The sequence below is a fragment of the Lactococcus taiwanensis genome, assembly GCF_014905395.1.
GTDB lineage: Bacteria > Bacillota > Bacilli > Lactobacillales > Streptococcaceae > Lactococcus > Lactococcus taiwanensis.
On the sequence record NZ_BNDT01000005.1, the window covers coordinates 23,750 to 37,000 of the forward strand.

General features: G+C 40.1%; 14 protein-coding genes. 6 read left to right on the forward strand and 8 right to left on the reverse strand.

Translation table 11 applies throughout. From position 1 onward, the window contains the following. Positions 1 to 25: 25 nt before the first annotated feature. Positions 26 to 1,066, reverse strand: a complete 1,041-nt coding sequence (gene pheS, locus JKP71_RS06875; protein ID WP_075525866.1) for a phenylalanine--tRNA ligase subunit alpha — start codon at positions 1,064 to 1,066, stop codon at positions 26 to 28. Positions 1,067 to 1,574: 508 nt separating this feature from the next. On the opposite strand from pheS, the gene padC reads away from it, so the two are divergent. Both padC and JKP71_RS06885 read left to right on the forward strand, forming a co-directional pair. Beyond that, on the forward strand, positions 1,575 to 2,108 hold the full coding sequence (gene padC / locus JKP71_RS06880) for a phenolic acid decarboxylase (RefSeq protein ID WP_075525867.1): 534 nt from the start codon (positions 1,575 to 1,577) through the stop codon (positions 2,106 to 2,108). Between the two features lie 146 nt (positions 2,109 to 2,254). Continuing rightward, entirely contained in the window at positions 2,255 to 2,812 is a 558-nt protein-coding gene (locus JKP71_RS06885; RefSeq protein WP_075525868.1) for a PadR family transcriptional regulator, read from the forward strand. A gap of 19 nt (positions 2,813 to 2,831) precedes the next feature. On the opposite strand, the gene JKP71_RS06890 is transcribed toward JKP71_RS06885, so the two are convergent. Continuing rightward, positions 2,832 to 4,124 (reverse strand): adenylosuccinate synthase, encoded by a 1,293-nt coding sequence (locus JKP71_RS06890; protein WP_075525869.1) that lies wholly within the window; start codon positions 4,122 to 4,124, stop codon positions 2,832 to 2,834. Between the two features lie 278 nt (positions 4,125 to 4,402). Here JKP71_RS06890 and hslO point away from each other — a divergent pair, with 278 nt between their 5' ends. The 4 genes from hslO to JKP71_RS06910 all read left to right on the forward strand — a co-directional run bounded on the left by hslO (position 4,403) and on the right by JKP71_RS06910 (position 7,297). Further along, complete coding sequence (gene hslO / locus JKP71_RS06895) at positions 4,403 to 5,272, forward strand: Hsp33 family molecular chaperone HslO (protein ID WP_200407500.1); 870 nt, start codon at positions 4,403 to 4,405, stop codon at positions 5,270 to 5,272. 58 nt (positions 5,273 to 5,330) lie between these two features. After that, positions 5,331 to 5,867, forward strand: a complete 537-nt coding sequence (locus JKP71_RS06900) for a dihydrofolate reductase family protein (protein ID WP_200407501.1) — start codon at positions 5,331 to 5,333, stop codon at positions 5,865 to 5,867. 99 nt (positions 5,868 to 5,966) lie between these two features. Further along, entirely contained in the window at positions 5,967 to 6,971 is a 1,005-nt protein-coding gene (gene dusB / locus JKP71_RS06905) for a tRNA dihydrouridine synthase DusB (RefSeq protein WP_200407502.1), read from the forward strand. Between the two features lie 95 nt (positions 6,972 to 7,066). Next, entirely contained in the window at positions 7,067 to 7,297 is a 231-nt protein-coding gene (locus JKP71_RS06910) for a hypothetical protein (RefSeq protein WP_004254795.1), read from the forward strand. 86 nt (positions 7,298 to 7,383) lie between these two features. Here JKP71_RS06910 and JKP71_RS06915 read toward each other — a convergent pair whose 3' ends face one another. The 6 genes from JKP71_RS06915 to aspS form a co-directional block, all read right to left on the reverse strand. Further along, positions 7,384 to 7,905 (reverse strand): hypothetical protein, encoded by a 522-nt coding sequence (locus JKP71_RS06915; protein ID WP_200407503.1) that lies wholly within the window; start codon positions 7,903 to 7,905, stop codon positions 7,384 to 7,386. 26 nt (positions 7,906 to 7,931) lie between these two features. Continuing rightward, the gene (locus JKP71_RS06920) at positions 7,932 to 8,342 is read right to left on the reverse strand and encodes a hypothetical protein (protein WP_200407504.1); all 411 of its coding nucleotides are present in this window, start codon (positions 8,340 to 8,342) and stop codon (positions 7,932 to 7,934) included. 103 nt (positions 8,343 to 8,445) lie between these two features. Next, positions 8,446 to 9,330, reverse strand: coding sequence for a YitT family protein (locus JKP71_RS06925; RefSeq protein WP_075525875.1), 885 nt, complete (start codon positions 9,328 to 9,330; stop codon positions 8,446 to 8,448). A gap of 151 nt (positions 9,331 to 9,481) precedes the next feature. Then, on the reverse strand, positions 9,482 to 10,357 hold the full coding sequence (locus JKP71_RS06930; protein ID WP_200407505.1) for a YitT family protein: 876 nt from the start codon (positions 10,355 to 10,357) through the stop codon (positions 9,482 to 9,484). 183 nt (positions 10,358 to 10,540) lie between these two features. Continuing rightward, positions 10,541 to 11,470 carry a YitT family protein gene (locus tag JKP71_RS06935; RefSeq protein WP_082272333.1) on the reverse strand — a complete coding sequence of 310 codons (930 nt, stop codon included), beginning with the start codon at positions 11,468 to 11,470 and terminating at the stop codon, positions 10,541 to 10,543. Next, positions 11,454 to 13,223, reverse strand: coding sequence for an aspartate--tRNA ligase (aspS, locus tag JKP71_RS06940; protein WP_200407506.1), 1,770 nt, complete (start codon positions 13,221 to 13,223; stop codon positions 11,454 to 11,456). Before aspS ends, JKP71_RS06935 begins: the two co-directional genes overlap by 17 nt. Between the last annotated feature and the right edge of the window lie 28 nt (positions 13,224 to 13,251).

Below are 13,251 nucleotides of genomic sequence, written 5' to 3' on the forward strand. Positions count from 1 at the left end.
TTCTATTCACAGCTTTTAACAAGTTTTATTTTCCAAATTGCTCTAAGAATCGTACGTCGCCTTGATAGAATCCACGAATATCATTGATTCCATAGCGAAGCATCGCAATACGTTCTTGTCCCAATCCGAAAGCAAAACCAGAATAAACAGAAGCATCTAAACCAGACATTTCAAGCACATTGGGATGGACCATGCCTGCACCAAGAATTTCAATCCAGCCGGTATGTTTGCAGACGTTACAGCCTTTTCCACCACATTTGAAACAAGAAATATCCACCTCAACAGAAGGTTCAGTAAATGGGAAATAACTTGGACGCCAGCGTAATTCACGGTCTTGGCCAAACATTTTTTTCATGACCAAATCAAGCGTTCCTTTGAGGTCTGCCATTGTGATATTTTTATCCACAACCAAACCTTCAATTTGATGGAATTGGTGGCTGTGAGTGGCATCATCGGTATCACGACGGTAAACACGACCAGGAGCAATCATACGTAAACCACCTTTAGAAAAATCATGAGCATCCATTGTCCGAGCTTGCATAGGTGAAGTATGTGTACGGAGCAACACTTCATTAGTGATATAGAAGGTATCTTGCATATCACGAGCTGGGTGATCTTTTGGCAAATTCATGCGCTCAAAATTATAATGGTCAGTTTCTACTTCATAGCCATCAACGATTTCGTAACCCATTCCAAGGAAAATTTCTTCAATCTCTTCTTGCGTTTGAGTTAAAATATGGCGACTTCCTTTTTTCTGAACATCCCCAGGCAAAGTAACATCCAATGTTTCTGATTCCAAAGCCGCATTCATAAGGGCTTCTTCAATCTCCACCTTCTTCGCTTCAAACTTTACCCCAAATTCATCACGAAAAGCATTAGCAAGTGCACCAATAACTGGACGTTCTTCATTGGTCAAGTCTTTCATCCCTTTTAGGATTTCAGTCAATTCCCCTTTTTTTCCCAACATGACTGTTCTCAGATTGTTGAGCGTTTTTTCATCTGCAACAGCACGTAAATCAGACATTGTCCGCTTACGAAGGTCTTCGATTTTTTCTTGTAAGTTCATTATTATCCTTCCATTTAAGAAATTGTCGCTATAAAACAGGCCATTTGTATGACGCTATGATACAACATGCGCGAATAGAGTGTGTTTTTTAGCAAAAAAATACCGCGTCCTCACTCCAAAGGAGCGAAAACCGCGGTACCATCCTATTTTATCACTTAATTACATTATTTAACATTTTACTAAAGCTTGGGAGTCTCCACTTTCAAGAGTTATAGCGGAGGTCTCTCTGCTTTGCAAGGTGAACTTCAACCATAGCCCCGTATTGTGGCTCTCAGTCGGTGACCACAACTCCCTAAAACTTCGCATATCGCTTACTCTTCTTGCATGATTATTCTAATTTTATCACTTTCCAAAAATTTGTCAAATTTAAGTCGCTTTTTTGTAAACATTGCTAATTTTTTTTGAAAAAAGACTTGACAAAGAATGAAAATGGCGTTATACTAAATATGTTTTTAAAACATGTATTTAAAACATGTTTAATTTAACTACTTTTAGAAAGAAGGACACTATGAAAAAATTTAGCACATTAGAAGACTTTGTTGGTACACACTTTATCTATACTTACGATAACGGGTGGGAATATGAACTTTATGTCAAAAATGAACACACTATTGATTATCGTATCCATGGCGGAATGGTAGCTGGTCGTTGGGTTAAAAACCAAGAAGTTTCTTTGGTAATGTTGACAGAAGGTATCTACAAAATTACATGGACCGAACCTACAGGGACCGATGTTGCCTTAGACTTTTTGCCTAATGATGAAAAAATGCACGGCATGATCTTCTTCCCTAAATGGGTTCATGAACATCCAGAAATTACCGTATGTTTCCAAAATGATTTTATCGACTTGATGCATGAATCACGTGAAAAATACGAAACTTACCCTAAATATCTCGTACCTGAATTTGCTAAAATTACCTACATTGGTGAAGCAGGTAAAGATAATGATGAAGTAGTTGCCCAAGCACCTTATAAAGAAATGACGGACGATATCCGCGCTGGTAAATATTATGATGCTAACTACAAGATGATGAATAAATAATTTCAACTTCCTCTGAAATGTGCAGCGACCATGCTCGCTGCCTTTTTTATACGAAAAAAATCATAAGGCAAGAAGTCGGAACTCTAGGGTTTTCTAAATTTACATTCCTTATTTTTTTGTGTATCATTGTAATAAAGGAGATTCCAATGCGTAATAAAGATAAACTCTCTTACATTATCTTAGGCCTATTAAGGACAGAACCTATGAGTGGTTACGACTTAAAGAAAAAATTTGAAAGTGAGGTAGGGGAGTTCTGGCAAGCGAACACAGGACAAATTTATCCTTCACTAAAGGTCTTACTAAATGACAAAGCCGTAACTTATGATGTAGAAATTGTTGGTGAAAAATTAGAAAAGAAAACTTACCGCATCACAGCTTACGGAGAGGAACTTTTCAATACTTGGCTAACCCATGCCGTCGATCGCTATCCGATTCAAAAAGATGAGTTTATGTTACGACTCTATTTTATGGATACTGATAATGAAGAAAATATGCGAAAACTAGTTTCTGATGAAAGAGAAGTTCATCAAAAAAAATTGAATTATCTGCTTCAAAGAAAAGCGATTATTTTTGGTGATGACGATACTGCTCAAAAAAGTGGGCATTATCTAGTTTTAGATTTTGCGATTCAACGTGAAACGATGAAGATTGAGTGGCTCTCACAACTCTCTCTTTCATTTGATAATAAAAAAAACCAGAGTTAAATAACTCTGGTTTTTTTTATTAAACACCCCATACAGATTCAAGCACATTTGTTTGCTCACGTCCAGGTCCTACTGAGAACGTAGAAATACGAACCCCAACTAACTCACTGACACGACGAACATAATTACGAGCAGCTTCTGGCAACTCTTCTAAAGTCCGGCATGAAGTAATATCTTCGGACCATCCTGGCATTTCTTCATAGATTGGTTTGCAATCTGCTAATTCTTTGAGAGAGGCAGGATAATGAGTGATGTATTCACCATTACTGCGCTCATAAGCCACACAAATTTTTACGGTTTCAAGTCCTGAGAGAACGTCAATTGAGTTCAAGCTAAGATTTGTTAAACCAGAAACACGTTTTGCGTGACGCATTACGACTGAGTCAAACCAACCAACACGACGTGGACGTCCCGTTGTTGTTCCATATTCATGTCCTACTTCACGGATTTGGTGCCCCACTTCATCAAAAAGTTCTGTTGGGAATGGACCATCACCCACACGTGAAGTATAAGCTTTACAAACACCAACAACTTTTGAAATTTTTGATGGACCCACGCCAGAGCCAATTGTTACCCCACCAGCTACTGGATTTGATGAAGTTACAAATGGATAAGTTCCTTGGTCAATATCAAGCATTACCCCTTGTGCCCCTTCAAAAAGGACACGTTTCCCAGCATCAAGGGCATCATTCAAGATAACTGAAGTATCTGTCACGTATTTTTTAAGTTGTTGACCATATTCATAGTATTCTTCAAAGATTTCATCAAAATCAAGGGGTTCTGAATCATACATTTTTACAAATTCACGGTTTTTGGCTTCAAGGTTTGTACGTAGACGTTCCTCAAAGATTTCTTTATCCAATAAATCAGCTATACGAATCCCCACACGCGCTGCTTTATCCATGTAAGCAGGACCAATCCCTTTGATCGTGGTTCCAATTTTTTTATCCCCTTTAGATTCTTCTTGAAGGAAGTCTAATTTTTTATGGTAAGGTAAAATGACATGGGCACGGTCTGAAATACGTAAACTCTCTGCAGAAACACCATTTTCAGCGAGATAAGCGATTTCTTCAATCAGTGATTTTGGGTTAACAACGACACCATTCCCAATAACGGAAATCTTTTCAGGGAAGAAAATTCCTGATGGAATGAGGTGAAGTTTGAACTTTTTGCCGTCGATGACGATGGTATGACCTGCATTGTCTCCCCCTTGATAACGGGCAATAACTTCTGCATTTGAGCTTAGGAAATCGGTAATTTTACCTTTCCCTTCGTCTCCCCATTGCGTTCCGACAACTACTACTGATGGCATAATATTCTCCTTTTGGATAGTTTTGACTATCCACTTTTCTTAAAATATTTTGCACGCTCCAAGTTCGCTTGGCTGGCATTTCTAGAAAATTCATTTTATTTTTTTCCGAAAGCTCCTATCGCACTATTTTTTATTTTATCAAAAAAGCCTAGTGATTGACTAGCCATTTCTGTTATTTTTCTAATCACTTCAAAGTAATGTTCGGAAATGCTGAATTTATGGATAGAAAAAAGCTAGTGCTCAACCCTCTATTTCTATAGATATGCTATAATGAAATTATGGATAAAATTATCAAATCAATATCAAAAAACGGTCATTTCCGTGCTTTTGTTTTAGATTCGACTGAAACAGTGCGCGAGGCGCAAAGACATCATCAGACTTGGCCAACTTCTACGGTGGCGCTTGGGCGCACACTCATTGCTGCACAGATTTTAGGGGCTAACGAAAAAGGAGACGCTAAGATTACCCTTAAAATACTTGGTGATGGAGCAATGGGCGCAATTATTGCTGTCGCTGACAGTAAAGGTCACGTTAAAGGTTATGTCAAAAATCGGGAGTTAGACTACAAGCGAGCTTCAACTGGTGAGGTTTTAGTCGCCCCCTTTGTCGGGAATGGTTTTCTCGTTGTGGTCAAGGACATGGGACTAAAACATCCTTACAGCGGACAAGTCGACTTGATTACCGGTGAAATCGGCGAAGATTTAGCATGGTACTTCTTAAGTTCTGAACAAACGCCTTCTTCTGTTGGAGTTAATGTCCTACTGGATGAGGATGCTGACACAGTTAAAATTGCGGGTGGCTTCATGTTGCAAGCCCTTCCTGATGCTACTGACGATGAGATCAGTGAAATTGAACGTAATATCAAAACCATGCCGGCTATCTCTACCATGTTAGAAAGTGATAATCCTCTTGAAACCATGTTAGCCAATATCTACGGTGAGATGCCTTACCTCTCCCTTGAAGAAACGCCTTTAAGTTTTGAGTGTGATTGTAGTAAGACGCGTTTTCTTGAAGGGATTAAGTCGCTAGGTCGACAACCCATTGAAGAAATGATTGCTGAGGATCACGGTGCTGAAGTGGTTTGCCAATTTTGTGAAGAAAAGTATACTTTCACTGAAGCAGAACTCCAAGCACTTATTTCCGAATAAAGTAAGTTACTGACTAAGCTGTCAGTAATTCAGGATGTTCTGTAAGGAAAGGTTTGCTATGCGTGTAGGACTCTTTATTGCAACTACTCTAGATGGTTATATTGCGACGACTGACGACGAGTTGCAGTGGCTCTTTGATGTTCAGGGTGAAGGAGATAATGGTTATGGGCTCTTTTATGAAGGGGTCAATAGTATCATCATGGGAAGACGGACTTATGAATGGTTAAAGCGCGAACAGCCTGAGCAATGGGCCTATAAAGGGAAGCAGACCTACGTCGTAAGTCAACACACTTTTGAAAATACTGCTGAGATTAGTTTCATCAAACTGACAGAGTTGCATGCGCTACTTTCTAGTTTTAAGGCTACAGATCAAAAAATTTGGGTCGTTGGAGGCGGACAGCTCATCAAGTATTTTCTAGAGCAGGACTGGGTTGATGAACTGCAAGTTACAGTTGCCCCCGTGCTTCTTGGAAAAGGGATCCCTCTTTTCCCTGAGGGGTCTTACTCTCAACACTTAAAATTAGTAGAAACAACGACTTACGGTCAGTTCGTTGAACTCCATTATCTTGTAGAAAAAACCAGTACGACTGATTAGTACTGGTTTTTTATCTGGTCATACTCCTGACAGCGTGGTCAGTAATTTTTCAATGCTAAAAACCTTGTTAAATTACAAAAAAATGCTAAAATATTCCTTATGACTATGGACAAAAGATATAACGAACCGTGGAAGATCCGCGATATCGAAATTAAAAATAAAATCGTACTCGCCCCAATGGCAGGTATTACCAATAAAGCCTTCTTAACTACTGCCAAAGAGTTTGGAGCAGGCTTGGTCGTAACGGAGATGATTTCTGATAAAGGGATTGAGCATCGTAACAAGAAAACTTTGGAAATGATGGACTTTGATGGAGTGCCTCATCCACTTTCTATGCAAATTTTTGGCGGTGAAGTCGAAACTTTGGTAGAGGCTGCAAAATTTGTTGAAGCCAATACCGTTGCGGACATCATCGACATCAATATGGGATGTCCTGTGCCTAAAGTAACCAAAAATGAAGCAGGCTCTCGACTCTTACTCAATCCCGACAAGGTTTATGACGTGGTGAGCGCAGTGAGTAAGGCCATTTCTAAACCTTTGACGGTAAAAATCCGTATCGGTTGGGATGATGAACACCTCTTCGCAGTAGAAAATGCAAAAGCCATCGAGGCAGGCGGAGGCAGCGCTGTTTCCATGCACGCCCGTACGAAAGCTCAAGCCTATACTGGTAACGCTCAGGAAAATTGGCACTGGCTTAGTCGGCTGACAGATTCTGTCAAGATTCCGGTCATCGGAAATGGGGATGTCAAAACGCCCGAAGATGCAAAACGGATGATTGATGAGACTGGTGTAACAGCAGTTATGATGGGGCGTGCAGCTTTAGGAAATCCTTGGATGCTCCACCGTACTGAGCATTATCTGCGGACTGGCGAACTTCTTGCTGAACCTAGTGTGGCAGAAAAAATGGATATTGCTAAATTACATCTGGCGCGCTTAGTTGAACTCAAAGGAGATAATCTCGCTAGTCGAGAATTCCGTCAACATGCTGCTTACTATCTTAAAGGAGCGCCACGTGCGGCCAAAGTCAAAGTCGCAGTGAATCAAGCAGAATCTCAGGCTGAAATTATCACTATCTTAGATAATTTTGTAAATGGAATCAAATAAGATAGCATAAAATCTGGAATTTTCCAGATTTTTTCGTTATAATGAAGAGAGACAGAAATGTTCAAACAATTCTAATAATAGAAAGGGCTTTCTCTATGCGTACAACTAAAGCAACCGAAGAAATTGAAAAAGCCATCATTCATTTGAAAAAGGCCAAACGAGAAATTAGCAACTACACCTTTGAGTATAACGTTCAAAATCTGATTCAGTTAGACAAAACAATCAAGCAACTTGAGAATATTAAAACAGGGATTAATGCGGACAGTTTCTCAGTGGAGGGAGTCAAATCTACGGGAGAAATCGAAGGGGCTCGTCTTTCACGATGAATAAGCTTAAGTTTTACTGACCAGCTGGTCAGTCAATTATTCTCCAAAAAAAATAGCTCAGTCGAGCTATTTTTTATGTTCTCTCGCTACCTCTCCTCTTCAACTTCCTCGCTTGAGGTTAAAAGACGCATGATTTTGTGTTCAATAGCTGCAGTTTGCATAATTTTACCAATTCTCTTTATCGAGGGAGAAAAGTAATAAAGGTAAAAATCATCTTCCAAAGTACCAACGCGCACATAACCCATTAAGAAACTAGTAGAAATTTTCACATCGGTCAATCGGTCAAACATGACACTCTCACTGACCGCTTTAAAAGGGCGCCAGTGAGCATAAAGGAGACGATTCAAGTTTGTTAAAGCAAAAGCATAATAACCTTGACTTGTTCGCCACGTCAATTTTTTTGTACGTTCTTTTCCCTCTTCATCAAGTAGATTTTGTGCCGTTTCAAAGCGCACAAGAAAGCTAAGACTTACCTCTTCATCCTCCAGTAGTGCTTCTTCAATCAACTCAAAATGTTTCTTTGCTAACCATTTTCCTAAAATAGGCAGTAAATGTCGGCCCAAGCGGTTTTCTTGGGCGAATTCTTGCATAGCCGTAGCGTCTCTCATTTTTTCTTCTTTCCTTTATCTCTTTACTACAAATTGGAAGCTTTGGCCGACAACCAGATATTACCTAAACTGATGACTAAGATTACCAAAGGGTAATAATCAGTCAGGACAAACTGCCCCTTTGAAACGTAAAAAGCAATCCAAAACGCCGTTAAAACCGAAACGACGGTTAAGAAAATAAAAGTTAAGCGCCAAAGCTTGATGACCAGCACGACAAGGGCAAGGAAAACGATAAGCAAGAGTAAACTCTGCCAACTTAAAATAAAGTGGCGAACCTGAAACCACTGCATTCCAAACCATTTGGACAAATCACTCACTGCCCCATTAAATCCTCGATCAAAAGGGGTGTCTGGCGCGCTTAGAACGCGGACTAAGCGCTGCAGCGTCTCCACCCAGAGTCCCAGATTGATAACTAAAAACAAATATGTTCTTTTCATTACAAAAACCTTCTTTTTTATCATTTGGTTTAATCTATTATACGAAATTTTGTCAGAAAAGAAAGGTTTGAACTTATTTTTAAATAAAAAAATAGCAAAATTGCTATTTTTTCACTTTTTTATCAATTTTATAGCGGCTACGTGGATAGGTAAAATCTCCGATTACTTCATGAACATTAATAATTGAGGTAAAAGCATTCGGATCCAAAATTGAGAGAATCTGTTTAACTTCCTGAATCTCTCCTGGATTCAGCACGACATACAAAATTTCTTTTGAGTGACCGGTATAGGCGCCTTCACCGTGGAGATAAGTCGCACTGCGTCCAATTTCTTCAATAATTGCTTTAGCAATCTCAGCATGCTTATTAGTAATAATAAGCATCCCACGTACTGTATACCCACCACTTTGCACTACATTGATGACTTGGGCCGCTACAAAGCTTGCAATCAAAGTATACATCATATGGCGTAAATCAATATAACTTAAGGAAAGCAACATCACTACCGCATCAAAAATAAAAAATGTTCGTCCAACAGCTACGCCATGCTTGATTTGAAGGAGTTTTGCGATAATATCTGCACCTCCCGTTGTTCCACCAAAACGAAAAACAAAACCAATCCCTACCCCTGCAAAAACTCCGGCAAGTAGTGCAGCAATCAAATAATCATGTCCCACATTGACCGTTACTGGAATCCGTTGGAAAATCCACATCCAAATGGAGAGACTCACAATGCCCCATATGGTATAAACAAATGTTCGTCGTCCAAGAAAACGGTAGCCAAGAATTAAAAGTGGGATGTTCAAGATTAATTGGGTATAAGAGGGGTCTATTTTCAATAACGCATAGCCAATCAGAGACAGACCAGCTACACCACCTTCTGCGAGATGATTGGCCATGTTAAATTCGACAAAGCCAAAGGCATAGATTCCAGTCCCCACAGCAATAGCAAGAAGTTGCAAGAAATGCACTCTTGATAATTTTTTCATAACATCCCCCCAAAAAGTCCAATGAAATCTCCCTGCCTTATGGCACGGAGTTTTAAGACTATTGTAGTTCAAATTTAGAATTTAGTCAACTTTTGAAATTGTCTTCTTCTTGGTAATTTTAAAAATAAAATAAAGTGCACCTCTGTGCACTTTATTTTTTCAGTTCTTTATAACGTCCTCGTGTGGGTGAAAAATCGCCAATTACTTCATGAACATTGATGATTGAGGTAAAGGCATTTGGATCAACAATCGCTAGGACTTCTTTTACTTCTTGAATTTCTCCAGGGTTCAACACAACATACAGGATTTCTTTAGATTGACCTGTATAGGCACCCTCACCATGCAAATAAGTTGCACTGCGCCCAATTTCTTCGATGATTGCTTTTGCTACTTCAGCATGCTTGTTCGTAATGATCAACATACCGCGTACAGTGTAGCCGCCATTTTGAATAAGATTAATAACTTGCATTGCAATAAAGCTAGCGATAAGGGTATACATCATTTGTTTTAAGTCTATATAACTTAAAGAGAGGGCTAACACCCCAGCATCAAAGACAAAAAGCATCCGCCCAACTGGGATTCCCTTTTTTATCTGGACAAGTTTTGCTAAAATATCGGTTCCTCCCGTGGTTCCCCCAAAGCGGAAAACAATACCAATACCAGTACCAGCAAATACCCCAGCTAAAAGAGCCGCTATTAGATTATCGTGCTCAATATTAACTGTGAAAGCCACCCGCTGCAAAATCCAAACCCAAATAGCGAGACTGAGGATGCCCCAAATGGTATAAATAAAGGTTCTACGTCCCAAAAAGCGATAACCTAAAATTAAAAGGGGGATGTTCACAATCAGCTGCGTATAAGAAGGGTCAATGTGCCATAATGCATAACTGATCAAGGAAAGTCCAGCAACTCCTCCTTGGGCCAAATGGTTTGCCATATTGAAAGCCACAAAACCAAAGGCATAAATCCCTGTCCCAACCGCAATGGCAAGTAAATACAAAAAATGTACGCTTGCTAATTTTTTCATACTCTTCCTCCTTTATTCTTAAATATAAGAAGGGGAGAAAGTTCTGATTGCTCGCTTCCTCCCTTTTGCTTAATTATTTACTGATCAGTTGATCAGTAGTAACTGTTTCTGTTGAAATATGTCTTTCAATGGCATCGAGCCTTTTATTGATTACATTTTAGTAAAAAGAAACTGACAGAGCTGTCAGTCCTCGACTTCAGCGAATTTACCCAAAACGCGTACATTTTCTGAGATAGAAACAAACGCATGTTCATCGTATTTATGGATAATATCTTTGAAATCTTGATATTCATACATGGTGATTACTGTCATGAGAACTGTTTGACTACTGTGTGTGTAGCCGCCCTCGGCATCATGTAGAATGGTAACCCCATGTTTAAACTGTTTGACCAACTTATCTGTCAGTAATTCTGGATTTTTTGTGACGATCATGACCTGAAGTCGTTTTTGTCTTGTAAAGATAGCATCTTGTACACGTGAATTAACAAAGATGGCAATAAGGCTATAAAGCATATACTCCCAACCAAAGAGAATCCCTGCGGTGAAGATAATCACCCCATTTACAATAAAGGAGAGTGTTCCCACGTTACGTCCCGTTTTTTTACGCATGTAAAGACTGACGACATCTGTACCACCTGAGGAGATTCCCGATTTCATCGCATTTCCTACCCCAAACCCCATGATAGCTCCCCCAAAGACAGCATTAATCACTGGTTCTTGGGTTAAAGGGGTCACAGGGATGAAATGAATAAATACAGAGCTCATGACTACTGTAATCACTGTATAGACCGTGAATTGCTTGCCGATACCGTGCCAAGCAAGAATAAATAAAGGGGCATTTACCAAGACCAGAGAGACGGAGATGGGTAATATTTCATGTCCACTGAGTCGCGTGAGAAGCTCTGTCACAACCTGCGCAGCTCCTGTCGCACCAGAAGCATAGACATGTCCTGGCTGATAGAAAAAATTTAGCGCAAAAGATGAGAAGACAGCGTATACCACAGCTGCTGAGAACTTACTGGCCATTTTTTCGGCACCGATGGATTTTAATACTTGATAAAGTCCAATTTTGTCTAACAAGGCACCGAGGACTTTGTTAATCTTTGTTTGCAAGATGGATACTCAATTCTTCAAGTTGTTTTTCGGCAACAGGGCTTGGTGCCTGTGTCATTGGGTCAGTTGCTTTATTATTTTTTGGAAAGGCGATGACTTCTCGAATATTGTCCTTGCCGGCTAGAAGCATGACAAAGCGGTCAAGACCAATCGCCAAGCCCCCGTGTGGTGGGAAACCATAGTCTAATGCTTCTAAGAGGAAGCCAAATTGTTCATTGGCGTCTGCCAAATCAAAGCCTAAGGCGTGGAGCATTTCTTCTTGGAGCTCACGTGTGTTAATCCGCAAAGAGCCACCACCCAACTCATAACCGTTGAGAACAATGTCATAAGCATGCGCACGAACCTTCTTCAACTCAGAAGATTTAGAATGACCGTCTGCTGACAAGAAGGCTTGACTTTCTTTAGTTGGCAAAGTAAATGGATGATGAGCAGACATATAGCGTTCTTCTTCATCAGACCATTCAAACATTGGCCAGTCGATAACCCAAAGGAAATTAAACTTACGGAAGTCAATCAGCCCTTGTTGCTTCCCAACGGTCAAGCGAAGCGCACCAAGAGCTGCATTTGCAACATCTAAAGTATCGGCTACAAAGAGGACCAAGTCATTTTCTTCCAATTTCAAATTGCTGACGAAGCTGTCAGTAGAAGGCGCCAAGAATTTTGATACGCCACCAGTAAATTCACCTTTTTCAAATTTGACCCAAGCCAAACCTTTAGCACCATTTTGTTTAGCCTGCTCCGTTAATTTATCAATGGCCTTACGCGAGTATTTGTCAGCTGCATTTTTGACAACAATGGCTTTCACCACTTCAGCCTCTTGGAAGACCTTAAAATCAACTGTTTTTGCAAGCTCTGACAGGTCTGTCAGTAGTAAGTCAAAGCGGGTGTCAGGTTTGTCAGAACCGTAAAAATTCATGGCATCGTCCCAAGTCATGCGGGGGAATGGTAAAGTCACATCAATGCCTTTGACCTCTTTCATGACCTTGGCAATCAAACCTTCTGTCAAATCTTGAATTTCTTCTTCACCTAAAAATGACGTTTCCAAATCGACCTGAGTAAATTCAGGCTGACGATCTCCCCGCAAATCTTCATCGCGGAAACATTTGACGATTTGATAATAGCGGTCAAGACCAGCTGTCATCAAAAGCTGTTTCATAAGCTGAGGAGACTGAGGAAGCGCATAAAATTCCCCTTTATTAACGCGGGAAGGCACCAAATAGTCACGAGCACCTTCTGGCGTTGAGCGGTTCAAAAATGGTGTTTCCACATCAATAAAGCCAGCACCATCAAGATATTCACGGATGGCATGAGTTGTTGCATGACGCATGCGCAAATTGTTGAGCATCTCTGGGCGACGAAGATCCAGATAACGGTATTTCATCCGTGTATCATCAAGAGCTTCGACATCATCTTTAATTTCAAAAGGTGTTGTTTTTGAAGTCGATAGAATCTCAATTGATGTCGCTTCAATTTCAATGGCACCTGTTTTGATTTTATCATTTTTGCTCGCACGCTCAACAACTTGACCTGTGACTTCAAGGACAAATTCGTTACGTGCTTTGTCAGCAGCTTCTGCCACTTCAGTCGCTGCAGTATCTGGGTTCACCACAATTTGGACAATCCCTTCACGATCTCGCAAATCAATGAAAATCAAGCCTCCAAGATTACGACGTTTTGCGACCCAGCCCTTTACCGTGACTGTTTGATTCAAGTATTCTTCAGTAATATTTCCAGCGTAATTTGTACGTTTCATATCAGATGTGAGCCATTTCCAATAGCTT